Below are 25,467 nucleotides of genomic sequence, written 5' to 3'. Positions count from 1 at the left end.
ACATGATCACGATCGACGCGCGTCTGCGGGACGAGACCGTCTGCCTCAGCGGTCGGGGGTGACGACGTGGCGGATGCCCCGAGCGTGTAGGTGCGCCTCGTCCTGGGCCTTGGAGGGCAGCACGATGCGCGGATGCACGCCGTCGGCGGCCAGTTCCAGGAAGGTGTCCATGGTTCGCAGACCGTCCTCGTCGAGGAGGACGATCGCGGTGTCCCGCGTCGCCGGTGGTATGTCGCGGTGATCCCGGATCGCGGCGGCGACCGCCGCGCCCATCGGCTTCACCGCGTTGTCGGTGGTGAGCAGGCCGAGGTCGTACTCCAGTGGGGCGAAGCCGGTGAGCGCTGGATCGATGTCGTGGCTGCACCACCAGGTGACGCCCCACAGTTGGCTGGCACTGGCCGTGCTGCGCAGGAAGTGGGCTGCCGCGTCAGTGATGTCCGCGGCCGGTACCCATTGTTCGGACAGGCCGATCTCCTGGGCCCAGACCTGCCGGTGCGGTGTCGCGGCGTAGGCGTTGGCCAGCTCGACCAGGTACGCGCCGATGTGCAACGCCCGGCCGTCGCGATGCCCGTAGCGGGCGAACGCGCCGGTGAAGTACGGCCAGGCGTGCACCACGGTGACCGATCCGTCGGCGGCCAACCGCTCGCGGCCGAACGGCGCGGTCCGGGTCAGCCAGGGTCGATGGTCGACGCCGTTGCAGTGCGTGCCGTTCGGCATCTCCTGCGCACAGGCCCGCAGCAGGTTGCCGGCCCAGCCGTCGGCGGAGAGCGGAGCAGGCCAGACCGGCTCATGGTCGGCCAGCACGCTGAGTTCGTTGCCGATGTCGATGCCCAACGCGGCCGGGTGGGCGGCTATCGTCCGTGCCACCGCCCGGACGTAGCGCTCCGCCGCCGACACCACCTCCGGGTCGTCGAAGAAGCTGCGGTCGGGCGACATCCACGAGGGTCGGAACAGGAAGCCGCTCATCCAGCCGTTGAGCACCGTGACCTGCGCCTGGAGACCCTCCGCGGCGCACGCGTCGAGCAATGCCACCAGGCGGTCCAGCAGCACCGGGCTGACCAGGGTCGGGTTGGGCTGGAACAGCGACCACAGCAGGTGCAGCCGGACGTGGTCGAAGCCGAGCGACCGCACCGCCGCCAGATCCGCCGCCACAGCACCCGGATCCCAGTCGGTCCACGAGTAGAGCCAGTTACGCGATGGGATGTAGTTGACACCGAAACGCATCTGACAGGGCCTCCGGGAGCGCGTTGCAGGGTTGGTCAGTATCAGGCAGGAGACCGACGCCCGGTCAGCCGGTGGCCGATGCTGGTCGCCGGACGTCCGGCGACGCGGGACCGTCCCGGAGGTGCTGCCGCACTGCCGGCCGATCAAGCCGGGCAGCTACCAACGACGGTCGACCAGCCGGATGCCGCCGGCAGCGCCGTGTGGGAGCGGCCTGTCCTGCCCGGCCACCGCCAGCACCAGGCCGTCGGGGAGCACACCGCAGGCCACACCGGCTCGGCTGCCGGGCACGGGGCGTAGCGGCAGCGACCCCAGCGGGTCCGGCCAGACGGGCGGCAGTACCAGCGGCTGCCGTAGACCACCGCCGCGCAGGCCGGTGCCGCGTGCCTTGCCGATGGCCTCCTTCTGCGTCCACAGCCACAGGAACGCGCTGGTGTGCAACGGTGCCGGTTGGTCGGTCAGCCAGTCCGCGTCGGCCGCCGTCATCCAGCGACGGGCCAGCGCCTCACCGGGCAGAGCGCGATCGCGCTCGATGTCCACGCCGACCGCCGTGACGGCAGACACGGCTACCGCGACCACGCCGCAGCCGTGGCTGAGACTCGCGTGCAACCCTCGCGCCGCGCCGGTGAGCCTGGGCCGGCCGGTCTGGTCCCGTGCCACGCCGACCTCGCCGGCCGGCACGCCGAGCAGGTGGGCGGCGGTGCTGACCAGATATTCCGACGCCCGACCCCGGGATTCGGCGGTGATCTTCGCGATCCGCACCACGACCCAGTCCACAAGAGGAGTCAAGCAATGTCAGACGAGGTACGCCAGTCCATCATCGACGCGCTGGCCCTGGGCCGGACCGGTGTCCTGGGCACCGGATGGCCGTCCGCCGGGAGGCGGAGGCGGTCAGCCCTCGAAGGGTGCGGCACAGCAGTCTCTCTACGGGTGGGCGGCTCGGGCGACGCGCCGGCGGTAGTCGGTGGCCACGGCTAGAACGAGGGGACCCCAGGCGAGCAGTGGGGCGTAGTATCGGAGCACGTTCCAGCCGGGAACGGGATGTACGGGTTCGTCCTGCCCAAGCCCCCTCCATCCGCGCGGCACGAAGTGGAACGTCTGGTTCAGGACGAAGTACAGGCTGATGGCGACGAGCAACGAACCGCCGGTCAGCGCGACGATCACGACTGGCCGCGCCGGTATCCGACGGCCTCCGAGCAGCGGTACCAGGTGCGGAACCTCCTGTCCCCAATGGTGCACCAGCCCGAGTGTCGACAGTGCCAGCCCCATCGACAGGACCGATAGGAAGATCATGTACCACGTGGGGACGGTATCGTCGGTGAACACGAGGGCCAGTCGCCAGACCGCGGACGGCAGGACGCACAGCGGGACCGCGTAGGCCGCCCAGACGGCCCAGGGCGACGGGGTGGCGGCCCAGGTACGGCCAGGGTCGATGGCAGTCATGAATTCTCCGATCTTGGCGGGCGGACGTCGTTGCGGCTTTGGCCGTGGTTGGTCCAACCGGCGGCTCACGGCGTGAGGCTGACGTTCGACGCCTGCTCTTGACGTGGCCGGGTGGCGAGGGCGTAACCGGTGGTGGTGACGCCCAGCGCCACTCCCCAGCCGAGAAACACCAGCAGCGTGGCGGCCACCGCCCACCCCTCCCACACGTCGGACCAGCGCATGTCGCCGAGGAGCAGCTGCCGCACGAACGCCGCGACGCTCAATGCGCCGTAGGTGATCAGCGCGAGCGCCACCACGCCGGCCGGAACCACCGCCAGCAGTCGGGGGACTGGTCGACGGCCGAGTCCCGGCACCCAACGCGGGAACTGTTGCCCCCACCGCTGTACCAACCCGAGGACGAGCAGGCCGGCGAGCGGCGGAACGACGGTGATCGCGACGCCCGTCGGCGTCGAGAGGTCGCGGTGGATGTCATCCAGTTGCCGCTCGGGGATCCCGAACGGGACGCCGAGCACCCAGAGCCCGTGCGGCGCCGCCCAACCGACCACCGGCAGGGCGACGGCTACATACGCCCAGATCCGGGTCCACCGGGGAACGGGCCGGTAGCCGGGAGTGACGGACCCCCGCTGCGGACCGCAGGTGTTCGCCAGCCCGGCGAACAGCATGCCCCCGGCCACCAGCGCGAGCCGGGCGCCGAGGTCACGCCAGTCCGAGGGACGCCCCGCCAAGGCCGCCGGGATCTCGAAGAGCAGGTGCAGCGGAAACGCGACGACCAGGAGCAGCGCGGCCGCCGCCCAACTGGCGGCCGCCGCCCAGCGGGCCGGGAAGCGGACCGCGCACACGACCACCGCCGCGAGGCCGACGCCGACTCCTACCGCTGCCCAGCCCGCCGAGAACGGCAGCGACTCGATGCGGTCAGCACCGCATCCACCTGCCGGATCGACCAGATCGGTCCGGTCGCAGGCGGTGTACCCCCACCGGCCACCCACGATCCAGTACGCACGCAGAGCGATCTCACCGACGACGAACACGGCGCACGCCACCGCCCACCGTCTGGCCCGGGCGGCCGCGGCCGCCCGGAGAGAACGAGCGGAACGATCCGACAGGTGAACCCCCTCGCGAAGGTGCCCCGACGACGTACCGGACCCGTGGCCGTGCCGGTCCGGAACAGGCACACGACCGAGCAGTCGCCCCCGCGCCGTCACTGCTTGACAATCTCGACCAGGGTGGGACCGGCGGCCCGGCCCCCGCCCAGACCGGTGCCAGCACCATCTAGAGCGGTAGCCGTAACGTCCCTCCCGTGCGGGCACGATCGGTCGACGGCTCGACAAGCCACTGTGGAACGCTGATTGGCAACCATGAACCAATGAAAGACGGCAGTGATCCGCCTGTCCTCCCCCGCGAATGGGACCACGTTCCCACTGCCGGGGGGCAACAGCTGTGCGCGAATCTGACCCCGAACGTTTGCCGGGCTGTGCGGCTGTCACCTCCTCGACTCGGCAGAGGACCCGGTGGGTCGACTGCGTTTCGTCTAGCGCTCCTTCGCCCGCACACGATCCCGTTCTGCAACACATCGACGTCCGTACGTGTAGGCCGCAGGCGTGTGCCTCAACTGCCTAGCGGTGGGCTGAGTGGTTTCTCGAAGGTCCGGGGTCAGCGTGTTGCGTCGTCCGTGAGGATCCTTTCGAGCCGTGTCCGGCATTCGGTTGCGAAGGCGGGCCAGGTGTTTCGGTAGTAGGAGAATCCGGCAATGCCCACGAAGATGGCCCACGCCCGAGCTTGAGCCCAGGTGAGGTGGTCAAGGTTCGCGGCATTCCAGTAGGCCTGTCGCGCAGGCTCCGGCAGGTCCCAGACAGGGGCGTGCTCGGCAGCGGGGAAGCCGACGGAGAGACACCCGAAATCGATGACGGCGTGCAGCTTGCCCTTCGCGGCCAGGAGGTTGGATGGCCTGAGGTCCCCGTGGAGCCACACGTGAGGGCTGGAGGATGCGGGCAGTCTGATGGCGGCGCGCCAGAGTTGTTCCAACGGTTCGACGTCCAGGTCGTGGTCAGTGGTGGTGCGGCAGTTCTCGAAATAGATGCTGATCGACTTGTCGCAGTCCCTCAGGTTGCCTCCGCGGTACCAGCTCAGCTCACCAGTCCGAGACGCGCCCATGAGGTCGATGTCGTGCAGCTCGTGGACGAACATCGCCAGCTCGGTTCCGACGGCGGCCCAGTCCTGGACGACATTCGTGTCGACTTCGGTCCCGTCGATCCAGCGGTAGATGGACCAGGGCAAAGGGAACTCGGGGGCGGGCGTGCCGGCATAGACCGGCTCCGGAATTTGGCAGGTCACAAGTGGTCCAAGTCGGGGGAGCCACGTCCGCTCCTTGTTCAGGGACCGAGCCTTGTCGGCTGTCCGCGGAAGCCGGACGAGCAGGTCGTTTCCCAACCGATACATGGTGTTGTCCGAGCCGGCTCCCGCTGGCGACAGTGGCAGCGAAGCCCAGTCCGGGCGTTGACATCGCAGAAGTGACGTGACGACTGCCTCGTCCACTGGGATCTCGTTCTCGTGAAGCATCACCACATGGATCATTCCGTCGTAGGAGACGCCAGACCAGTCAGATTCTCGGCAGAGCCGTCTGCTCTCAGCCGACTTGGTTGAGAAGGCACTGCGTCCGTGTCCGTGTAGCGGTCGTCTCCCGCGCTCTGGTGGTGCGCCGTCGGTCAGCCAGGTTCGGGGTTCGGCGCATCCGGCAGTGTGCCGATCATCTTCACCCGGAACGGCTCCGAGATCGTCACGTGTGCCCCGAAGCTTCCCGCCCTACGGACTGCTCACGCAGGATCGCGCGGGTTTGCATGAGTGCGAAGCCGAGCAGGCTCAGCCCGCGCCATCGTGCGGGGTCGACGGCGTGCGGGTGGTCGGCGGCCAGGCCGATTCCCCAGACCCGGTCGAGAGGGCTGGCCTCCACCAGCACCCGCTCGCCGGTGCCGAGCAGGTAGGCGCGCAGTGCGGGATGCTGGTCGAACTTCGCCACGCTGGCGGCCACCACGATGTCGTAGCGGTGCTGCTCCCATGCCTACTGGTCGAAGCCGGTGACCTGCCGGCCGAGGATCTTCGCCGCGTGCGGATGCGCCACCGTCAGAATCTGGGCGGCCGTCGCCTGGTCGCCGTCGGCGTCATGTTCGTCGTGGGGGTTGCTACAGGCTGATCGGGGTGCAGGACCAGGCGTGGTCGATGATCTCCTCGGCGGTCCGGGAGCGGCCGGCGGGCCAGAAGATCATGTCGCTGATGTGCAGACATCCCGTCCGGCGCGTAAGGCCGTCCAGCCACCAGGAGGCGATCCTTTCATCGCCGCCACCGGTGGTCACAAGAGTGCGTACCACGGTGGTCGCGGCGTCCCTGGTGAGCGGGTCGGGCAGCCGACCGGACCGTACGTAGTCGACGTAGTCCTCGGCGGCGACGCCGGCGTTCGTCCAACGCTCGCGTTCAGCGTTCGTGACCCGTTCGGCGGTGTGGAGGGCTTCGACGGCATCGCCGACCTCGGCGAGTAGTACACCGGCGTCGTCGGCTCGGGGATCCAGCGGCGGGAACTCCAGCAGATCGCCGACGTGCTCACCGCCGATGTCCCAGTTGAGGTAGAGCACCACCGCGTACCGACCGTTGCGCCGGGGCTCGACGGCGACCCAGCGGACACCTCGACGATCGCCGAGAAAGGCGGGGCCAAGAAACTGCTCGATCGAGGCCGATCGTCGCAACGCGCCGACCGCGAACGATTCGCTCAGGTATCGCACCGGGCGAGGCTAACGGCTGCACGTCGAGGACGGGTGCCCTGCAACGGAGCCGCCGGAATGGGTGGTGCAGAGTGGGAAGGCGGAGGAGGAGACCCGCGCGCTGCGGGGGCTCCTGGTTGGCCCCTTCATGCTCCTGATGTGCCAGCTAGAACCGCGCAGGTCGCCAGGCCGGCCCCGCGATCGTCGGCGGTTGGGTCAGCGTGGGCTTTATGGCGTGCCAGGTGGCGTGCCAGTCGGCGGGAGGAAGCGCCAGGGTGGCGCACACCTCGTGCGCCAACTCCTCGGGGCCTCGGCCGTGCCACGGCGTGTCGACAAAGACCTGATAGTCACCGTCGATCTGAAGGGCGACCTGGAACAGTTCGTGATCGCGGTAGTCGTTGTCTACCCAACCGGGTATGAGGCCGTAGGTGAGCAGATGTTCGCGGTCCATGTCCGTCAGGACACGTCGTCCGGCCGCACGCTCGGGCGTCTCCCACGAATGATCTGCGGCCACCCGTGCGAGTTCCCTGTCGTACTCGGCGGCTGCGAAGGAGACGCCTCGGTTCATGGGCACCTCGATCGACCAGTCCCAGTGCACCAGGTCGCCGTCCCGCGTGATGGTGACGTCTGTGGATCCGCAGCCGTACACCCCGCACGCGCAGCGGGCGATCGGGACGGTGTGTGGCTGCGCGGCGGCCACCAGACGATTGGTGGGGACAAGGACGTCGTACGGGTCCATCCCGAGGCCCGCTGCGGCAGAGGTCATCTCCGTACCGTTGACGTAGACCTGCACCTGGAACCCGCCGCCTGTGTCGCCGGGCTCAGGCGACACCTCCAGACGGAGGGCGTCGACTCCTGGCCGGCGGGTGACTCCTCCGCCTACCGCAAGGACGAAGCCTGGGGCAATGGTGCCCGGGTAGGGGATCTCAAGTTCCTGGAGCGACTCGGCCACGAGTTCGCGGATGTCCCAGGACGAGTCCTTCACCGAGGCACCGGCAAGTTCGCGCAACGTCGGCGAGTCCAGTCCGTCGATCAGCGCCTGGCAGGCGGCATGGATCATCTCCGGCAGGCCGTGCCCGGTGTCGGCGTTCCACCGCGCCACAGCGTCGTACAGGCGCCGCTCGGCGGACCCGCTGCCCATCTCGGTCACGCCGACCATCATCCACAGCCCCTGCGAGTACCGCACCACCGTTTCGCGTCTGACGCCCTCGGATCGTCCGCCATCGGCAAGAGCGGTCGAGGCGCTCAACATCCGCTCAACGGGCTGCTGTTTCCCGGGCGCCCCAGGCGTCATCTCGCGTCACATGCCGCACGGGCCGGCCGGACGAGCGGCGGCCGTGTTGCTTGCCCGTGTTCGGGGTTTCGCCTTTGCTGCGCCGTCGGCCCCTGTTGAATCGAAATGGAATTCTCACTGGTCAAGGCCTTCTTGATCAGCAAGGGAGGGGGCGGGGGACGTGCGAGGTGGGGCGGTACTGACAAGTCCGGGGCCGGGTGCCCTGGCGTGGTACGCCGGTGCTGCGGCGCTGGCGTTGGTCGCCGGGACCGGCGGCGCGGGGTTGGTGTCGGAGGTGGCCGATGCGTCGAGTCACCGGGAGGCACCGTTGATCGCGGGCGATCCGGAGGTGGACAACACCGATGTGTACGCCTTCGTCAGTCCCGACAAGCAGGACACCGTCACGTTGATCGCGAACTGGCTGCCGTTCGAGGAGCCGAACGGAGGGCCGAACTTCTACTTCTTCAAGCCTGGCGCCCAGTACGACATCAACATCGACAACAATGGTGACGCCCGGGCGGATATCACCTATCGGTGGGTGTTCGCCAACGACGACAAGCGCGACGGCACCACGTTTCTCTACAACAATGGCGTGGTCAACAACCTGGACGACCCGACGTTGCTGTTCAAGCAGACGTACACCCTGACCGAGATCAAGGGCGGCCAGTCGCGCGAGCTGGTGCGCGACGGGATCGTCGCGCCGTCGGACGTGGGTCCGGCGTCGATGCCGGACTACGGGCGGCTGCGTCAGCAGGCGGTGACGTCCGTCGAGGGCGGCGGTCAGACGTACGCGGGTCAGGCCGAGGACCCGTTCTTCCTGGACCTGCGGGTGTTCGATTTGATCTACGGCGCGAACCTGTCCGAGCGGGGGCAGGACACCCTGGCCGGCTACAACGTGCAGACCGTCGCGTTGCAGGTGCCCAAGTCGGCGCTGGCGCTCAACGACGACGACACCCGCAACCCGGTGATCGGCGTGTGGAGCGCCACCTCACAGCCCGGGATGCAGGTCAAGGACCCCAAGGCTGGCGGCGACCAGGTGCAGGTGTCGCGGCTGGGTAACCCGCTGGTCAACGAGCTGGTGCCGGCGGCCAACCAGAAGGACGGTTTCAACGCCAGCACTCCGGCGGACGACAGCAAGAATCAGAAGCTGATCGACCGGGTCCTCAACCCGGAGCTGCCGCGGGTGATTCAGCAGATCTACAACATTCCCGCGCCGGCCACACCGCGCAACGACCTCGCGGAGATCTTCCTGACCGGCATCGCCAAGAACGCGCCGACGCTGGACGGTTCGACGCCGCCGATCCAGGCGGATCTGAACTCGCAGATCCTCAACGCGGACGTCGACGCCAAGGCGTTCGTCCCGGCGGAGGAGTTGCGGCTGAACATGAGCGTGCCGGTGACGGCCAACCCGAACCGGCTGGGTGTGCTCGGCGGTGACCTGCAGGGCTTCCCGAACGGACGCCGGCTCGCCGACGACGTGCTGGACATCGAGTTGCAGGCATTCGAGGGCGCGGCGCAGACCGGGCAGCTGGTGCCCGCGCTCGCCGCCGGTGACAAGGTCAACACGAACAACGTGCCGTTCGGTAACACGTTCCCGTATCTCGCGCTGCCCAGCAACGTGGCGGTGAACCAGATCGACGCCGACGGGATGCCCTCCGGTGGGGTGCCCAGCGGCGCGGGCGGCACCGCCTCGACGGGCGTCGTCTGGATGAGGGTCGCTGGCGGTATCGCCGCGGCGGCCTGCTTCGGCGCCGGTCTGCTGGTCAGCCGCCGCCGTCAACGGCTGACCGTCTCGCGCCCGGCCAGCAGCTGATCGAGGGTGCGGCGCGGCCGACAGGCCGCGCCGCACCCTGGCGTCCGAACCCGGCAGGGCGCAAGCCGTTGTCGACGGTCGGCGGACCTGAGGCGGGAGAACGTTCACATGGTTGCCACACGGCTACTCAGAAGCGTCCGACGGGCCGCTCCGCCACTGCGGCGGCCACCCCCGAACGTGTTGCTCATGATCGTTGGAGGACTCATCGTGCTGATGACGGTCGCGCTGACGGCGGGCGAGCGGCCCTCGACGGAAGCGCGCGGGACGACGGCCACCGCGCCGCTGGGCGCTCCGGCTGCACCATCGGACCCGCGTCCCAACCACACCGGCTCGGGCTCGCCCGCGCAGCCGGCGGACCTGTCGATCCCGTCCATCGGGGTGCGGTCCGCCCTCGTCGACCTGGCACGTCAACCGGACGGCGCGCTGCCGGCACCCGACGACTATCAGGTGGCCGGCTGGTACGCGGGCGGTCCGATGCCGGGAGAACAGGGAGGTCCACCGGCGGTGATCGTCGGCCACGTGGACTCCCACACCGGGCCTGCGGTCTTCTACCGGCTGCGGGACCTGGCGGTGGGAAGTGAGGTACAGGTCCGTGACATCGCCGGGTCGGTCCTGAGCTTCCAGGTGTACCGGCTCGACGAATATCCGAAGGACAGATTTCCCGCCGACGCGGTCTACGCCCGCAGCGACCGGGCAGAGCTGCGGCTGATCACCTGCACCGGCGCGTTCGACCGGCGGGCAGGCAGCTACCGGGACAACCTCGTCGCGTACGCCACTCTTGTCGGCGGTAAGCCGTGAGCCGCCTGCGGCGCCGGCTGACCGTCGTGTCCCGAGGGCTCACCCGCCTACCGGTGGTGCTGCTGCTGGCCGGCGTCGTGCTGCTGGTCGGCACCCCGATCGTCACGAGTCAACTGCCGGGTCGGCAACGTTCCCCGGCCCTGGTCGGCCCGCCCCTGCGGACCGGCCCGCAGGTGGGTGGGGCCGCCCTGGAGGTCGCCATCGCCAAGGCCCAACGGCGGCTCGTGGATGTGCCGAAGGACTGGTCGACGTGGGCCGATCTCGGCTCTGCCTACGTGCAGCAGGGTCGGATCACCGGTGACCCCTCGTACTACCCGAAGGCCGACGGCGCGTTGCGGCGCTCACTCGAACTGGAGAGCGGCACGAACTGGAAGGCGATGGTCGGCACGGCGGCGCTGGCCAACGCCCGCCACGACTTCACCGCCGCCCGGGACTGGGGACGCCGCGCCGAGGCCCTCAACCCCGATTCCGGCAGCGTCCACGGCGTGCTGGTCGACGCGCTCACCCAACTCGGCGACTACGACGGTGCGCGCACCCAGCTGCAGCGCATGCTGGACGTCGAACCCGGAGTCGCGGCCTTCACCCGCGCCTCGTACGACTTCGAACAACACGGGCTGGTTGCCGCCTCCCGCGACGCCCTCAACCGTGCACTGGCGCAGGCCAGCAGCCCCGCCGACCGAGCCTTCTGCCGCTACTACCTCGGCGAGTTGGCCTTCCACAACGGCGACCCGCAGGCAGCCCTGCGGGAATACGACGCCGGCCTCGTCGCCGACCCGACCTACCAGCAGCTCTACGCGGGGCGCGGCAAGGCCCGGGCCGCGCTCGGCCAGAGCGCCGACGCCCTCGCCGACTACGGCCGCGCCGTGCAGGCGCTCCCACTGCCCGAACTGCTGATCGAGTACGGCGACCTCCTCACCGTCGCCGGCAAACCCGACCAGGCGCGCCAGCAGTACGACCTGGTCGCCACCGCCCGGCAACTGTCCACCGCCAACGGTGTCTCCGATCACCTCACCGCGGCGACGTACCTCGCCGACCACGGTCAGGCCGTCGAAGCATTGACCGAGGCGCGGGCGGAGTGGTCCACCCGTCAAACGGTCCTGACCGCTGACGCGCTGGCGTGGGCGCTGCACCGCAACGGCCGCAACGCCGAGGCGTTGGACTACTCCCTGCAGGCCACCCGCCTGGGCTGGCGTAACGCCAGCTTCTACTACCACCGTGGCGTGATCCGACACGCCCTCGGCGACCGGGATCAGGCTCGCGACGACCTCAACCTCGCGATGACGATCAACCCACACTTCGACGCCGTACAGGCGCCGATCGCGCGACGTCTGCTCGACAGCCTCGGTGGCGGCGGATGAGGCGACGAACGGCCGGTGCCGCGGTGGCGGTGACCCTCCTCGCCCTCGGGTGCGCTCTGGCATCGGCGAGTCCGGCAGCCGCGCACCCGTTGGGAAACTTCTCGGTCAACCACTATCACGGCCTGCAGCTGCATCCCGACCGTATCGAGGACCTGGCCGTCCTCGACGAGGCGGAGATACCCACCGCACAGCAGAAAACCGTCGTCGACCGAAACGCGGACGGCACCATCGAGCCGGGCGAGGCGGCGGCCAACGCTGCCACCACCTGCGCGGCGATGGCCGGCGCCCTGCACGCCGAGGCCGCCGGCCACGCTCTGACGTGGCGCGTTCGTTCCAGCGTCCTCACCTACCGCCCCGGTGCGGCGAACCTGGTCACCGGCCGCACCGAATGTCAGCTCACGGCCGCGGTGGACCTGCGGAAGGCCACCACGATCAGCTTCGAGGACACCTTCCGAGCCGACCGCGTCGGCTGGCACGAGGCCACCGCCGTCGGGCACGGCATCGGACTGCGGAACTCTCCGCTGCCGAGCACGAGCGTCACCGACGAGCTACGCACCTACCCCAACGATCTGCTGTCGTCACCGCTCAACCACCGCTCGGCACGGATCGAGTCCCTCGGCGCGGGCACCGCATCCAGCGGCGAACGGCAGTTCGCGATCCCCGCCGCCGGCCCGATCGCCCGATCGATGACCGCCCTCGGCGACCGACTCAACAGGATCAGCGGCGCGGGCCGGCTCACGCCGCTGGCCGGCGTACTGGCGACGCTCCTGGCCCTGCTGCTCGGCGGTGCCCACGCGATGCTGCCCGGCCACGGCAAGACGGTCATGGCCGCCTACATCGCCGGCCGGCGCGGCACCTACCGTGACGCCTTCACCGTCGGCGCCACCGTCACCGTCACCCACACCGCCGGTGTCCTGATCGCGGGACTGCTGCTCACCACCGCGTCGACCCTGGCCGGGGAATCCCTCCTCGGCTGGCTCGGGGTCGTCAGCGGCCTCCTCATCACGGGCATCGGTGTGAGCCTGCTCCGCTCAGCGATCCCCGCCAGGAGAAAGGACCAGCTCGCACAGCCGCAGACACTCGTCCTCGCGGGGCCCGCACCCGATGCCCTGGTCGCCGCCGACAGCGACATCTCGGCGACCCACCACCATCACGGTGTCAGCCACAGCCACGACCACCACGACAGCCACGACCATCATCACGGCCACGACCATCATCACGGCCACGACCATCACCACGGCCACGGCCACGACCACCACCACGGCCACGACCATCACCGTGCCCCTGGCAGGGCGGGCCTGCTCGGCATGGGCATCGCCGGGGGCATCGTGCCGAGCCCTTCCGCGCTCATCGTCCTGCTCGGCGCGGTCGCACTGGGCAGAACCTGGTTCGGTGTCCTCCTGGTCCTCGCCTACGGCCTCGGCATGGCCGCCACCCTGACCCTCGCAGGGCTCGTCCTCGTCGGACTGCACCACCGACTGCACCGCAGCATTCCTGTGCGGGTCGGAGGCTGGACCGGCCGACTCGCCACTCTCACACCCATCCTCACCGCCACCCTCGTCGTCGTCGTCGGCGCCATCCTCACCCTGCGCGCCGTCTGGCCCCTCCTGACACCGACGACGTAGCCACCCTGGCCGCGGTACGTCAGCCCTCGGCGCCCCGGTAGGCGTAGAGGCCGTCGACGAACTTCTTGCGCAGCTTCGGGACCCGGCTGGTCACGGCGAAGTAGCCACGCGCCCTCAACAGCCAGAGCCGCCCGATCACCGGCCGGTAGAGGAGATCGTCACCGCTGGTGCCGTTGTTCTTCAGCGAGTCGGCCACGCGGGCGAACCCGTACGGCAGCATGGCTGCCTCGTAGTCGGCCACCGCCTGGACGAGCGTCTTGTCACCGGCCGCGGCGAGCTTGAGTTGACGGCAGAGCAGGGTGGCGTCGCGCAGCGCGGTGTTCGCGCCGGCGCCCCGCCCCGGGGTCATCGTGTGGATCGCGTCGCCGAGCAGGGTGACGGTGCTGGCCTGCCACGGCGGCACCGGCTCGGAGGTGGCTACCTTGATCGGGATGACGCTGCCCGGGTCGCTGTACGACAGCAACTCACGCAGGTTCGGGTGCCAGCCGCGGGTGAGCTCCAGAGTGAGCCGGATCAGGTCTTCGCCGCGCCTCTGCATGACATCGGGGGGAAATCTGCGGGCCGTGCTCCAGAGGATGATGTTGATGTAGTCGCGGGTGTTGTCGTAGAGCAGGCCGGGCCAGTGTTCGAGCAGTTCAGCGTCGGCGCTGCCGATGCCGGAGCGGACCGACCCGTCCTGGTTCCACCCGAACTCCATGACGTGCAAAATGCCCATGATCCCGTGGGTTGCGAAGATCAGCGAGATGCCCTGCCGGACCCCGTCCGGCAGCAGCGTGCGGGTGTGGTCGTTGAGCGGGATCTTGGTGGCGATGTTGATGCTGCCGGCGTCATGGGTGACGGCGTGCGGCAGGTACTGACGGCGAATCGCCGAGTGCGTGCCGTCGGCGCCGACGAGCAGATCGCCCTTGGCGGTGCTGCCGTCGGCGAAGACGGCGGTGACGGTGCCGTCGTCGTGCTGCTCGTACCCGGTGCAGGTCTTGTCGAACTGCACCACGTCCTCCATCCCGGTGAGCAGGACCTGCCGCAGCGTCATTCGGGACACCGAGCGGTCGGTGTCGACCGGGTCGGTGTCCGGGCGTAGCGCGAACGAGGCGGTCTGGTGCAGCCGCTGGGTGATGACGTTGAAGTAGCGCGGCGAGCGGGCGCAGGTCGCGACGAAGGTGTCGAACAGCTCCGGCGGCAGGCACTCGCGCAGCGCCCGGCTACCGGTCGGCCCGATGCCGACCCGATAGCCGAGCAGGCCGTCGGTGCGGGTGCGGTGACGTTCGTAGACCGCGACGCTGATTCCAGCCGCGCGCAGCCCGTGTGCCAGGCACATCCCGCCGGTGCCGGCTCCGATGATCAGGACGTGAGGTGCTCTGGTCGGCATGGGTCGCTCCCTCCAGGCGGTTCCGTGACCGCAGACCGCACGATGCCCCGTGTCCTGTCAATCCACCGTCACCCGCACCGGCACCGTCGTGACGACCAGCCGTGGATCCTCAGATCTCGATCTGCGAGCCGATCGTGATGGTCCGGTCGCCGGGCAGCGCGAACTGTTCGGCGGCGTCCGCGGTGATGTGGGACGTGGCGACGAACAGGTGCTTTCGCCACCGCGCCATTGTCGGTGCGCTTCCCACGCTCACCTCGACCTTGGACAGGAAGTAGGAGGCGTTGTCCACCTGCACCGGGCCCTCGGACTGGGTGGCCTTGAGCAGGGACACGACATTCGGGATGTTCGGCCTCTGTAGGTAGCCGAAGCGGACGGTGACGTGGACGATGCCGTCCTGGGCGTGGCCGAGCCCGTCGACCTCGATACGGCGGTCGTCGGAGACGTACGGCACGGGCAGGGTCTCCACCGACATGATGAGGACCTGGTGGTGCAGTACCCGGTTGTGTCGGACGTTGGCCCGCAGGGCCAGCGGTGTGGTGCGCTTGTTGCGGTTGAGGAAGATCGAGGTGCCCGGCACGCGGGTGTGGGCGAGGCGTCCGCTGTGCAGGTCGTCGATGAAGCTGCGCAGGTGTCCCTCGGCCCGGTCGCGTTGGCTGGTCACGACGGTGCGGCCACGTTGCCAGGTGCTCATCACGGTGAACGCGGTCACGCCGATGAGCAGCGGCAGCCACGCACCGTGGACGAGTTTGGTCAGGTTCGCCCCGACGAACAGCAGGTCGATGCTCAGCAGGACGGCGGCTCCGGGTACGACCAGCCACAGCGGCGTGCCCGAGCGGACTCTGGCGAGGTAGAAGAAGAGCAGTGTGGTGATCGTGATCGTGGTGATCACGGCCATGCCGAAGGCGAACGCGAGAGCCGTCGAGCTGCGGAAGGCGAAAATCAGGGTGAGCACCGAGACCATGAGCAGCCAGTTGATCCACGGCACGTAGATCTGGCCGATGGTCGACGCGGACGTGTGCATGATCCGCAGCCGGGGCAGGTAACCCAGCCGGGCGGCCTGCGCGGACACCGAGAAGGCGCCGGTGATCACGGCCTGTGAGGCGATGACCGTCGCGGCCGTGGCCAGCACCACCAGGGGCGCTCGCGCCCAGTCGGGCGCGAGCAGGAAGAACGGGCTGCTGATCGCGTCGGGTTCCGCGAGGATCAGTGCCGCCTGACCCAGGTAGCTCAGAGCGCAGGCGGGCAGTACGAGCGTGAGCCAGCCGCGGGTGATGACCCGCCGGCCGAAGTGGCCCATGTCCGCGTAGAGGGCCTCCGCGCCGGTGACGGCCAGCACGATGGCGGCCAGGGCGAAGAAGGCGATGTGGAGGTGGTTGGCGAGGAAGCCGATCGCGTACGTCGGCGACAGCGCCCGGAGGATCTCGGGACGTCGGGCGATCCCGGCGGCCCCGCACAGCCCGATGGTCACGAACCAGAGGATCATCACCGGACCGAAGAGCCGCCCCACCGTGGCGGTGCCACGACGCTGCACGGCGAACAGCAGCACGATGATGACCACGGTGATCGGTATGACGAGGTTTTCCGCCGACGGCTCGATGACCTTGAGTCCTTCGACGGCGGACAGCACGGAGATCGCTGGGGTGATCATGCTGTCGCCCAGGAACAGTGCCGCGCCGAACAGGCCCGCCCCCGTCAGTGCTGCGACGGTCCGGCCCCTGCCGCCGGTGCTGCCGCGACGCAGCAGGGTGATCAGGGCCATGATGCCGCCCTCGCCCTCGTTGCTCAGCCGCATCGCGAGCGTCACGTAGGTGAGCGTGACGATCAACATGACCGACCAGAAGACCAGCGACGCGACCCCGAACACGTTGTTCGCGCTGACGGGTACCGGGTGCGGATCGGCGGGGTTGAACACGGTCTGCATGGTGTAGATCGGGCTGGTGCCGATGTCACCGAACACCACGCCGAGAGCCGCCACCACCAGAGCCGCTCGGATGACGTCGTGACCGCTCGTGGCCTGCGGACCCGTCGACGCCTCCGGCACAGAACTCTCCTTCACCCCGCTGGGGGCGACCGCCGGTGGGCGGCGTATCTCGGGGCCGCGCCACGTCACGTCGAGGGCTGGCGCCGGCACGTCGCGGCAGCCTCGCCGCGAGCGACGCACTGCCACCGGCCTGGTCGAGTAGGAGCCTAAGACGACGGCTCGTCGTCTCGCAGGCTCACCGCGGATATCACCCTCGCGCGTGTTCGGCGCGGGGACACCCGTCCGGCAATGGACCACCGGACGGGTGTCCCCGCATCTCTCACTCGCCGGTCGGCCGCTCAAAGCGACTGGCGGGCGGGCGAACCTGTCATCTGGGCACGTGGTCAGATGCCGCTCAGCAGCGGCCGAGATCCTCCCACTGCTGGGTCCAGCCCGGCTCGGATCCCTGCGTCCAGTACCGCGCCCGCCACAGGTGCTTGCCGTTGCCCGACGGCGGACCGCTCGGGTCGCCGTTCCTGCTCTTCTCGTGCTTCACCGTCTGACCGCCGGTGTAGGCGGTGGCGAAGGCCCATTCCGCTGCGGTCGAACAGTCCCCGGCCGGCGGTGGCGTGGTGGGCGGAGTCGTCGGCGGCGTGGTCGGTGGCGTGGTGGGCGGGTTCGTCGGGGTCGAGCAGCCACCCGTCGTGGCCACCGTGTCCGCGAACGTGCTGCCCGCCGACCGGTACGCCGCCGTCTTCGAAATCACCTGCGCCGGGGTCAGCGCCTGGTTCTTCGCGAACAACACCCAGTCGACCTGCTGGATGTAGGTGCTCAACCCGCCCGAGTGGGCCGCCGTGTCGATGAACCAGAGGTTCCAGTTGATCGTCATCGTCTGCCGGGGGTAGAACTTGCCCGAGTGGTCGCCCACCTGCACGCCGTCGATGTAGTAGATGACATGGCCGTTCGCGACCGTGGCCACCAGGTCGTGCCAGCCGTTGAGGCTGCTGCGCTGCTCCGAGTGCACGTTGTCCGCGTACCAGGGTTCGTTGCGGTACGTGTACCAGGTGGTCTGGTAGTTGATCGGCCCGGTCTCACCCCAGCCGCCGTTGGGCAGGTACTCGGAGATGTCCAGCTCGCTGTACGTCGGGTCGAGGTCGCCGTTGAGCGGGCTGATCGTGAAGAACGTCTCGTTGATGTGGTCGCCGTCGTTTCCGCTCGTCGGCGTGTCGGTGAAGCGCACCCGGCTGGCGTACGTGCCCTCGAGGTAGCGCTTCTGGGTGCTGTAGAGCTCCGCCTGGTTGGTGCCGGCGCCGGTGCCGTCGGTCGAGGCGGTGAGCTGCATGACCTTCTGGCCGTTGGCCGTGGGGAAGGTGATGCTGTTCGGGGACCAGGTGGCCCCGGGAACGCCCGGGCCGCCGGAGTAGCTGCGCGGCGTCCAGCCGTGCGCGGTCAGGGCGCTGTCGCTCGACGAGCTGTAGGAGAAGTCGTCGAACAGGTAGCCGCACTCGGCGGCGGAGGCACTCGGGGCGCTGGCGAAGACTGCGAGCGTACCGAGCAGGGCAACCGTTCCCGCGAGGCCCATTGATCTACGTTTGTCGATGTGCATGAGCGGGGTCCTCCAATGGTGGGGGATGGAGTGGGACCTACTTGACCGCGCCGGCGGTCATTCCGGCGCGGATGTGCCGTTGGAACGCGACGTAGGCGATGAGCACCGGCAGCATGGCGATGGTCAAGCCGGCGAACAGACCGCTCCAGTCGCTGCGATACCCCTGGCTGACCGACAGGGCGGCCAGACCCTGCGCCAGGACGTACCGGTCCGGGTCGGGATTGAGAACCAGTGGCAGCAGGTACTGGTTCCAGAGCCCGAGGAAATTGAAGATGCCGACGGCCACCAGGCCCGGCCGGGCCATCGGCAGCATCACGCGGAAGAAGACCGCGCTGTGCGAACAGCCGTCGATGAACGCCGCCTCCGCCACCTCACCGGGCAGCGTGCGGAAGAACGCGTGCAGGAAGAAGACCGTGAAGGGCACGGCGTACGCCGCATAGACCAGGATCAGGCCGGGGTACGTGCCCAGCAGCCCCAACCGTTGGACGACGAAGAAGAGTGGCACCAGCGCCAGGAACACCGGGAAGAACATCGCCGCGACGAAGGTGTAGTAGATGAGCCGGTTACCGCGGAACTCGTAGCGCGCCAGGGCGTAGGCGACCAGCGAGCCCAGCAGCATGGTCAGCAGCAGCGCGCCACCCACCACGATGACGCTGTTGAGGAAGTAGCGGCCGATGCTGGCCTGGGTCCACGCTCGTGACCAGTTGTCGAGTTGCGGCGAGGCCGGCAGGGACCACGGTTCGTTGAGGATCTCGTTGTCGGTCTTGAAGGAACTCACCACCGCCCAGAGCAGCGGCATCGCGGTGACGACGGCCCAGGCCAGCATGGCGAGGTGCGCCGGAAAGGCGGCGGGGGAGCGTCGGGCCCGCCGTACCGGGGCGGACCGGGTGGCGACGGTGATCCGCTCACGTGTCACGGTCATGCGGATCCTCCCTGGGCATGCCCTCCTGGCCCTTGCTGCGCTGCGGTGCAGTCGGTCATGCCAACTCCAACCTCTCCTTGCGGCCCCCCGAGCGCAGCGCGAGCACGGCCAGGGTCAGCGTGGCGAAGAACAGGGCGACACCCATGGCCGAGGCGTAGCCGAACTTCCCGTACTGGAAGGCGTTGCGGTAGAGCGACAGCCCGATCACCTCGGTCGCGCCGTCCGGCCCACCGGGGCCAACGGTCATCACCTGGACGACGGCGAAGGCATCCAGTGCCGCTATGCCGAGATACACGAACGCGACCTGGACGCTCTCTCGCACCAGCGGCAACGTCACCGTGCGGAAGGTCGCCCAGCCGCCCGCACCGTCGAGCAACGCCGCCTCGAACAGCTCTCGCGGAATGCTGTCGATCGCCGCGCTGAACAGCACCACGTAGAAGCCCACCGACGACCAGACCAGCACCGCCATCACCGCGATCAGCGCCAGGGACGGCGATGCGAGCCAACTCCGGGTCAACCCGTCCAGACCGACCGACCGCAGTGCCCCGTTCAGCAGGCCGGTGTTCGGGTTGTAGACGAAGCCCCACAGCACCGCGATGACCACGAGGGACAGCAACTGCGGAAAGAAATAGACGATCTGGTACGCGCCTGAGCCCGCGATCCCCCGTCGTCCATCGCTTCCGCCGAGGTGCATCATGCTCGCCAGGAACAGCCCGATGCCGATGGTCACCAGCGGCACCACGACCAGCATCACCGCGTTGTTGCGCAGCGCGTCCAGGAACAGGGAGTCGCCGCCGAGGCGGGCGTAGTTGCCCGCCCCGACGAAGTGCGCCTCGCCGGCAACGCCGGTCCAGTCGGTCAGCGACAGGTAGAAGGCCTGCGCGTACGGCGACAGCACGAAGACCGCGTGCAGTGCCAGCGCGGGCACCAGTGCGCCAGCCAGGAAGCGCCACCGACCGTGTCTCATCAGCGGGTGTACTTCTTCACCGTGGAATCCTTTGCCAGCGCGTCGGCCGCTTTCTGGATGCGATCCGACCACTGCGCCGCGGTGACACGCCTGTTCACCAACTCGCCGGTGGCGTCGTCGACGGCCTTGGCCAGCGGTGCGTACCAGGTGCGGAACCGGTAGGTGAAGGTCTCGGAGCCGGCGGCCTGGACCGCGTCGCGGACCGAGCCGAGGCCGCTGCTCAGGGTGAGACCGTCGGTGGCTCCGGCCACGGCGGGCAGCGTGCCGGCGGTCTCGGCGAAAGCCTTCGCCGACTGCTTGGAGAACAGGATCCGCAGGTACTCCATGCCGCCGGCGGGGTTCTTCGCCTTCGCCGGTACCAGGAACGACTCGCTGCTGGCCGCCTGCAGGGCGGTGTGCTTCAGGGCGTCCGACGAGGTCCGCGACGGCACCGGGCCCATCACCATGTCGAAGTTCGCCGGGGTGACGCCTTTCTGCTCGCTCTCCAGCCACGAGCCGCACGGGATGATCGCGGCCTTGCCCTGCGACCAGGCCGCCTGCGCCTCGGTGTGGGACAGCGCCTCGGAGCCGGACATGATGTAGCCCTTGCCGGCCAGTTCCGCGAAGGCCTCGGCCGCGCCGATCAGCCCCGGCGACTTCCACGCGTTCGGCTCGAGGTTGTCCACGGCCTTGACCAGCGCGGGTCCGCCGGTCTTGGCGGCCATGCCGAGCAGCGGGTCGTTGATGTACTCCGGGTACTTGCCCTGGTAGGTCCAGGGCGCGATGCCGGCGGCCTTGATGGTCGCGCAGAGCGTGAGCATCTCGTCCCAGTTCTTCGGGAAGGTCCAGCCCTTCGCGGCGAAGAGTGGTTTCGAGTACCAGAGACCCCAGACCGTGTAGGTGAAGTTGAGCGTCAGCGGCACCGTGTCGAACGTGCCGTCGTCGACCACGCCGGGCAGCAGCGTGTCGCGCACCGTCCTGCCTGGGTCGTCGTAGGCGGGAGCGTCGAGCAACTGGCGCAGATCGCTGACCTGCTTGGCGGAGACCAGCGTGGCGATGTCGAGGCGGCTGGCGCCGGTGTTGTCCACGACGTCCGGCGGGGTGTTCGCGACGAACCGGGGCTGCAGTGCCTCGCCGATCTTCTGGATGCCCTGATGGTCGATCTTCGCGCCCGCGTACTTCTGGGTGTAGAGCGTTCCGGCGTGCTTGGCGTAGTCGTCGCCGTACCCGCCCTTGAAGATCACGACTTCGAGCGGTGTGTCGGCCTTGACGCCCAGCGGGTTGTCGGCGCTCTTGGCGCCGGTGTTGCCGGCGGACGGATCCTGGTCGTCGTCGCCACCGGTCACGCAGGCGCTCAGCAGGGGTAGCGCGACACCGGCGGTCACCGCCGCGCGCAGCACGGTTCGTCTCGTGGGGTACGGTCCTGACAGGGGTGAACGGTTCATCAGCTGGGCCTTTTCCCTATGCGGTACGCCGGATGCGACCGGCGTACCGCTCTTCGATGAGTTTGTTGTGCTCCCGCCCACCCGGCACGTTGTCGGACAGGTAGACCGGCGGGATGACGTTGAGCGCCAGCAGCCGTGCCACCACTTCGGTGACGATCTGCTGGGCCAGCAGTGCCGCGGTGATCGAGGAGACGGCTCCGACGGCGCCGTTGCCGTAGTCGAGGGCCGCGTCGCCGTACGGTGCGCCGTTGTCGAGGACGACGTCGGCGAGGTCGGCGAGCTTGAGCCCGCTGTCGTGTCGCGACTCGACGCGGGCCGAGTGCTCGATCGAGGTGATCGCGATCAGTGCGTGCCCGCGCTGTTTCACCAGGTGCGCCATCTCCACCACGGCGCCGTTGACGCCCGAGTTGGAGGCGATGACGAAGGCGTCGTCGGGTTTGATCGGAGCGAGTTCGTAGAGGCGGTGCGCGACGTCGGGCGTTCGCTCGAGTTGCGGGTCGCTGAGCACGTTGGTCGGCTCACCGCCGTAGAGGACGATGTCGCGTAGGGCGATCTTGTTGGTCGGTACGAGGCCGCCGGCCCGGCCGGCGATCTCCATGGCGAGTGCCTCGGAGTGTCCGCAGCCGAACGCCTGGATCACCCCGCCGGCCTGCAGCGTCGCGGTCAGCAGATCGGCGGCCCGTGCCACCCGGTCGCTCTGCGTGGTGCCGACGCGTCCGATGGCCTTGGTGATGACCTCGACGTAGTCGGCGCTTCTGATCGTCACAGCGGCTTTTCCCTCCGTGCTCGCTTGCGGTTCCCATTGGTGTCCGGCAGCCGGTGCGCGTCGACGGCCCGCACGGTGAGTTCGAGCGCCTCCGCGGTCCGCTCGTAGGTGCGTTGCGCGACGGCGACGTAGATGAGGTCGAGGATCAGCAGCTGCGAGTGCAGCGCGGAGAGAGCAGCGAGCCGGAATGTGGTCTCGTGGACCGAGGTGGTGAAGACGACGTCGGCGACCTCGGCCAGCGGTGAGCGGGCGAACGATGTGACCGCCACGGTCAGGGCACCGTGATCGGCGGCCTCGGCGAGCATCTCGATCGCCTCACGGGTCCGACCGGAGTGCGACAGGCTGATCGCGACGTCGCCCGGCCCGAGCAGCGCGGCGTTGGTGAGGGCGGTGTGCGTGTCGGCGCGGTACCGCACCGGAATGCGGATCCGCTCGAGCCGGAACGCCATCTCACTGCCCGCGGTGCCGCTGCTGCCCAGCCCGAATATCTCCACCCGGCCGGCGGTGGCGATCGCGGCAGCCACCCGTTCCACCGCGGAGGTGTCCAGGCCGGACGCGGTCGCCTGGATGGCCCGGGTGTCCGCGGCGGTGATCACGTCGAGAACGCTGCCGAGTGGATCGTCCGGTGCGATGTCTCCGGAGATGTCGGTCTCCCAGCGTGCCTGCTCGGCCCGCCCGGTCTCGGTCGCGACGGCCACGCGCAGGTTGGCGTAGCCCTTGAAGCCGAGTGCGCGGCTGAAGCGGGTGACCGTCGCGGTGGAGGTCCCGGATCGTTCGGCCAGGTCGACGATGCTGGCGTGCGCCGCCGTCTCCGGATCGCCGAGGATGGCCTCGGCGATCTTCGCCAGGGCCTCCGGCATGGTCGGCCCCTCCATGCGCAGCCGCACCAGCAGCCCGCCACTCTCACCCGTCACCAGTGGTCGTCCTTTTCATCGAGTAACTATGAGCATGAAAATTACGACCACATTGCCATCTAGTCAACAAGAATTTTCTATGCTTCGATCTGCTGCATGATGCTGGTACTGGGTGTCGACGCCGGAGGCACCGCCTCCCGGGCGGTCGTGGCGACCCGGGACGGCACTGTGGTGGGCCGCGGCTCGGCAGGCCCGGGCAACCCGACGGCGGTCGGGCCGGCGGCCGCTCGCTCGATCGGTGCCGCGGTGCGCGATGCCCTGGGCGAGCACGATCCAGCGTCCGTGGTCAGCGGCGTCGCGGGCATCGCCGGTGCGGGCGTCCTGGCGGATCCGGAGGTCACGGCGGCCTTCACGAGTGAGTGGTCCCACCGTGGACTGATCTGCCCGGTCGCTCTGGTGGCAGACGCGGTGACGGCCTTCGCGGCAGGCACGTCGGCACGCTCGGGAGCGGCGCTCATCGCCGGCACCGGCGCCGTCGCCGCCCGCATCGACGACTGGCGCGTCAACCGCACCGCCGACGGCCTGGGGTGGCTGCTGGGCGACGAGGGCTCGGGCATGTGGCTGGGTCTGCAGGCGGTTCGCTCGGTTGCCCGAGCCTGGTCCGGGCCGACGGTGGACGGCGGGCTGGCAGCCGTGATCGCGGCGCGGGCCGGAGTGACCAGCTGCGACGAGCTCGTGCGCTGGGCCGGCCGCCAGCAGCCGGCGGCATTCGCCGCGCTGGCACCCCTGGTGTGCGGGTCCGCCACGGCCGGCGACGCCCTCGCCGAGCGCCTGACCGCCGAGGCCGCCGCTCGACTGGTCGCCACTCTCGGCGAGCTGGGCCCGCCGGACGGTCCCGTCGTGCTCGCCGGCAGTCTGCTGACCAAGACCACGCCGGTGCGAGCGGCGGTCCTGGCCTCTCTTGCCGGCCCGGTTACGACCGCAGGGGACCCGGCGGTCGGGGCCGCCTGGCTCGCACTGCGTCAGATCACCGACCAGGAGGAGGCGGTGCGCCTGCACCACCGCATGCTCCGGCCCGCGCCGGAGTGACACCGGCTCCCAGCAGCGCGGGCGCTCGTCTCGACGCCGGCATTGCGGTCTCCGCTCCAGAGAATCAACGACGCGCCCACCTCTGGTTGGCGCCTCCGTTGCACGTCCACAGTTGCAGGGGAGTGCCGTTGGCCGTCCCGTGCCCGGTGGCATCCAGGCATTTGCCTGCGGAGACGCTGACGACGGTGCCGTCGGGGTTGACGCTCCATCGCTGGTTGTTGGCGCCGGTACAGGTCCAGATCTGGACCTTCGTGCCATCCGCGGTGCCCCTGCCGTCGACGTCCAGGCACTGACGTCCGTACACCGACAGCTGCCCGGACGGGGTCGCCGTCCACCGCTGGTTGGATCCGCCGTTGCAGCCCCACAGGCCGATCGCGGTTCCGTTGGTCTGGCCGAAGCCGGGCACATCGGCGCACCGGCCCGACTCCTGCCCTCGGAGAATCCCGGCGGTGCCCAGGCCAAGCGCCGGCTGCAGCGCCGCGTACCAGAGATCGGCGATCTTGACATATCCGCCGTCGGTGGGGTGGACGCCGTCCGAGCCGATGTCGTCGAGGGTCAGCACGCTGTTCAGGTCGACGAGGTGGACCTTCTTCCCGGCTGCGGCCTTGGCCTGCGCGATGGCGGGAAGTTTGGCGTTGAACGCCTGGACGCTGGCGTTGTACGCGGGTGTCGCACTCGGTACGAGCGTCGACATCATGACCGTCGCGGTGGGCACGACCCGCAGGATCTGGTCGACCAGCGCGCTGAGCCGGTCCGGGGCGGTCGCCAGCTGGTAGTCCTGCCGCGTGTCGTTGGTCCCGATGTTGAGCAACACCACCTCGGGGCGGTACGTGGTCAACCACCCGTCCGCGCCGGCGGCGATCTGGTCGATGCGCAGCCCGGAGTGGCCCTCGTTGTCCCGATCCACCGAGTTGCCGGACCGCAGCGAGCCGACGTAGTCGATCGACAGGCCGGCCTCGTCGACCAGATGCCTGCGCAGTACCTCCCGGTAGCCATTGCCGTCCGTCGAGTTGACTCCGTACGTGTTGGAGGCCCCGAGCGGCATGATCCTGAGCGGGGCGGCGGCCGCCGCGTCTGCGGGTGCCGTAGATCCGGCAGATCCAAGGGCCGCCACGCCCAGCGACAGCGCGGTCAGGATTCGAGCGACACGCATGGGCGGAACCTTCCTGGCTGGTGGCCCTCGGTGCATGGCTTCGGGGGCGCTTCCTCCTCATGACAACGTTGCCATAC

General features: G+C 69.3%; 21 protein-coding genes and 1 pseudogene. 5 read left to right on the top strand and 17 right to left on the bottom strand.

The window, feature by feature from the left end; translation table 11 throughout:
* Nucleotides 1-45: 45 nt before the first annotated feature.
* From ACLJN9_RS22170 to ACLJN9_RS22135, 8 genes and pseudogenes are all read right to left on the bottom strand, one after another.
* Nucleotides 46-1,224, bottom strand: a complete 1,179-nt coding sequence (locus ACLJN9_RS22170; RefSeq protein ID WP_410813409.1) for a glycoside hydrolase 5 family protein — start codon at nt 1,222-1,224, stop codon at nt 46-48.
* Between the two features lie 156 nt (nt 1,225-1,380).
* Nucleotides 1,381-1,998 carry a 4'-phosphopantetheinyl transferase family protein gene (locus tag ACLJN9_RS22165; RefSeq protein WP_410813407.1) on the bottom strand — a complete coding sequence of 206 codons (618 nt, stop codon included), beginning with the start codon at nt 1,996-1,998 and terminating at the stop codon, nt 1,381-1,383.
* A gap of 147 nt (nt 1,999-2,145) precedes the next feature.
* Nucleotides 2,146-2,664, bottom strand: a complete 519-nt coding sequence (locus ACLJN9_RS22160) for a hypothetical protein (RefSeq protein WP_410813406.1) — start codon at nt 2,662-2,664, stop codon at nt 2,146-2,148.
* A gap of 65 nt (nt 2,665-2,729) precedes the next feature.
* Nucleotides 2,730-3,692, bottom strand: a complete 963-nt coding sequence (locus tag ACLJN9_RS22155; RefSeq protein ID WP_410813404.1) for a hypothetical protein — start codon at nt 3,690-3,692, stop codon at nt 2,730-2,732.
* Between the two features lie 622 nt (nt 3,693-4,314).
* The gene (locus ACLJN9_RS22150) at nt 4,315-5,220 is read right to left on the bottom strand and encodes an aminoglycoside phosphotransferase family protein (RefSeq protein ID WP_410813624.1); all 906 of its coding nucleotides are present in this window, start codon (nt 5,218-5,220) and stop codon (nt 4,315-4,317) included.
* A gap of 217 nt (nt 5,221-5,437) precedes the next feature.
* Nucleotides 5,438-5,812: pseudogene (locus ACLJN9_RS22145) on the bottom strand (NADAR family protein); the annotation flags it as partial.
* Between the two features lie 28 nt (nt 5,813-5,840).
* Nucleotides 5,841-6,434 carry a hypothetical protein gene (locus tag ACLJN9_RS22140; protein ID WP_410813402.1) on the bottom strand — a complete coding sequence of 198 codons (594 nt, stop codon included), beginning with the start codon at nt 6,432-6,434 and terminating at the stop codon, nt 5,841-5,843.
* 145 nt (nt 6,435-6,579) lie between these two features.
* Nucleotides 6,580-7,575: a hypothetical protein gene (locus ACLJN9_RS22135; protein ID WP_410813401.1), complete on the bottom strand. Its 996-nt coding sequence runs from the start codon at nt 7,573-7,575 to the stop codon at nt 6,580-6,582.
* A 292-nt stretch (nt 7,576-7,867) separates the two neighbouring features.
* Between ACLJN9_RS22135 and ACLJN9_RS22130 the strand changes: the two genes are divergently transcribed.
* From ACLJN9_RS22130 to ACLJN9_RS22115, 4 genes are all read left to right on the top strand, one after another.
* Entirely contained in the window at nt 7,868-9,499 is a 1,632-nt protein-coding gene (locus ACLJN9_RS22130; protein WP_410813400.1) for a DUF4331 domain-containing protein, read from the top strand.
* 186 nt (nt 9,500-9,685) lie between these two features.
* Nucleotides 9,686-10,297, top strand: coding sequence for a class F sortase (locus ACLJN9_RS22125; protein ID WP_410813399.1), 612 nt, complete (start codon nt 9,686-9,688; stop codon nt 10,295-10,297).
* Nucleotides 10,294-11,655, top strand: coding sequence for a tetratricopeptide repeat protein (locus tag ACLJN9_RS22120; protein WP_410813398.1), 1,362 nt, complete (start codon nt 10,294-10,296; stop codon nt 11,653-11,655). The genes ACLJN9_RS22125 and ACLJN9_RS22120 overlap by 4 nt, the downstream gene beginning before the upstream one ends.
* A complete protein-coding gene (locus ACLJN9_RS22115; protein ID WP_410813397.1) occupies nt 11,652-13,280 on the top strand; it encodes a nickel/cobalt transporter in 1,629 nt (542 codons plus the stop codon). The genes ACLJN9_RS22120 and ACLJN9_RS22115 overlap by 4 nt, the downstream gene beginning before the upstream one ends.
* A 19-nt stretch (nt 13,281-13,299) precedes the next feature.
* Here ACLJN9_RS22115 and ACLJN9_RS22110 read toward each other — a convergent pair whose 3' ends face one another.
* From ACLJN9_RS22110 to ACLJN9_RS22075, 8 genes are all read right to left on the bottom strand, one after another.
* The gene (locus ACLJN9_RS22110; protein WP_410813396.1) at nt 13,300-14,649 is read right to left on the bottom strand and encodes an FAD-dependent oxidoreductase; all 1,350 of its coding nucleotides are present in this window, start codon (nt 14,647-14,649) and stop codon (nt 13,300-13,302) included.
* 109 nt (nt 14,650-14,758) lie between these two features.
* Nucleotides 14,759-16,690 carry a potassium transporter Kup gene (locus ACLJN9_RS22105; protein WP_410813395.1) on the bottom strand — a complete coding sequence of 644 codons (1,932 nt, stop codon included), beginning with the start codon at nt 16,688-16,690 and terminating at the stop codon, nt 14,759-14,761.
* Nucleotides 16,691-17,024: 334 nt separating this feature from the next.
* The gene (locus ACLJN9_RS22100; RefSeq protein WP_410813394.1) at nt 17,025-18,215 is read right to left on the bottom strand and encodes a glycosyl hydrolase; all 1,191 of its coding nucleotides are present in this window, start codon (nt 18,213-18,215) and stop codon (nt 17,025-17,027) included.
* 37 nt (nt 18,216-18,252) lie between these two features.
* Entirely contained in the window at nt 18,253-19,137 is an 885-nt protein-coding gene (locus ACLJN9_RS22095) for a carbohydrate ABC transporter permease (RefSeq protein ID WP_410813393.1), read from the bottom strand.
* Between the two features lie 55 nt (nt 19,138-19,192).
* Nucleotides 19,193-20,104, bottom strand: a complete 912-nt coding sequence (locus tag ACLJN9_RS22090) for a carbohydrate ABC transporter permease (RefSeq protein WP_410813392.1) — start codon at nt 20,102-20,104, stop codon at nt 19,193-19,195.
* The gene (gene ngcE, locus ACLJN9_RS22085) at nt 20,104-21,483 is read right to left on the bottom strand and encodes an N-acetylglucosamine/diacetylchitobiose ABC transporter substrate-binding protein (RefSeq protein WP_410813391.1); all 1,380 of its coding nucleotides are present in this window, start codon (nt 21,481-21,483) and stop codon (nt 20,104-20,106) included. Before ngcE ends, ACLJN9_RS22090 begins: the two co-directional genes overlap by 1 nt.
* Nucleotides 21,484-21,544: 61 nt before the next feature.
* On the bottom strand, nt 21,545-22,294 hold the full coding sequence (locus tag ACLJN9_RS22080) for a sugar isomerase domain-containing protein (RefSeq protein ID WP_410813390.1): 750 nt from the start codon (nt 22,292-22,294) through the stop codon (nt 21,545-21,547).
* Complete coding sequence (locus tag ACLJN9_RS22075) at nt 22,291-23,208, bottom strand: MurR/RpiR family transcriptional regulator (protein WP_410813388.1); 918 nt, start codon at nt 23,206-23,208, stop codon at nt 22,291-22,293. Before ACLJN9_RS22075 ends, ACLJN9_RS22080 begins: the two co-directional genes overlap by 4 nt.
* Nucleotides 23,209-23,304: 96 nt before the next feature.
* Here ACLJN9_RS22075 and ACLJN9_RS22070 point away from each other — a divergent pair, with 96 nt between their 5' ends.
* Nucleotides 23,305-24,237, top strand: a complete 933-nt coding sequence (locus ACLJN9_RS22070) for an N-acetylglucosamine kinase (RefSeq protein ID WP_410813387.1) — start codon at nt 23,305-23,307, stop codon at nt 24,235-24,237.
* Between the two features lie 64 nt (nt 24,238-24,301).
* On the opposite strand, the gene ACLJN9_RS22065 is transcribed toward ACLJN9_RS22070, so the two are convergent.
* Complete coding sequence (locus ACLJN9_RS22065) at nt 24,302-25,390, bottom strand: ricin-type beta-trefoil lectin domain protein (RefSeq protein ID WP_410813386.1); 1,089 nt, start codon at nt 25,388-25,390, stop codon at nt 24,302-24,304.
* Nucleotides 25,391-25,467 lie beyond the last annotated feature (77 nt).

Source organism: Micromonospora sp. 067-2 (assembly GCF_046549295.1).
In the GTDB taxonomy this organism is placed as follows: Bacteria; Actinomycetota; Actinomycetes; order Mycobacteriales; family Micromonosporaceae; genus Micromonospora.
The sequence above is the reverse complement of the archived record's forward strand: the minus strand, read 5'-3'. Positions and strand labels throughout refer to the sequence as shown.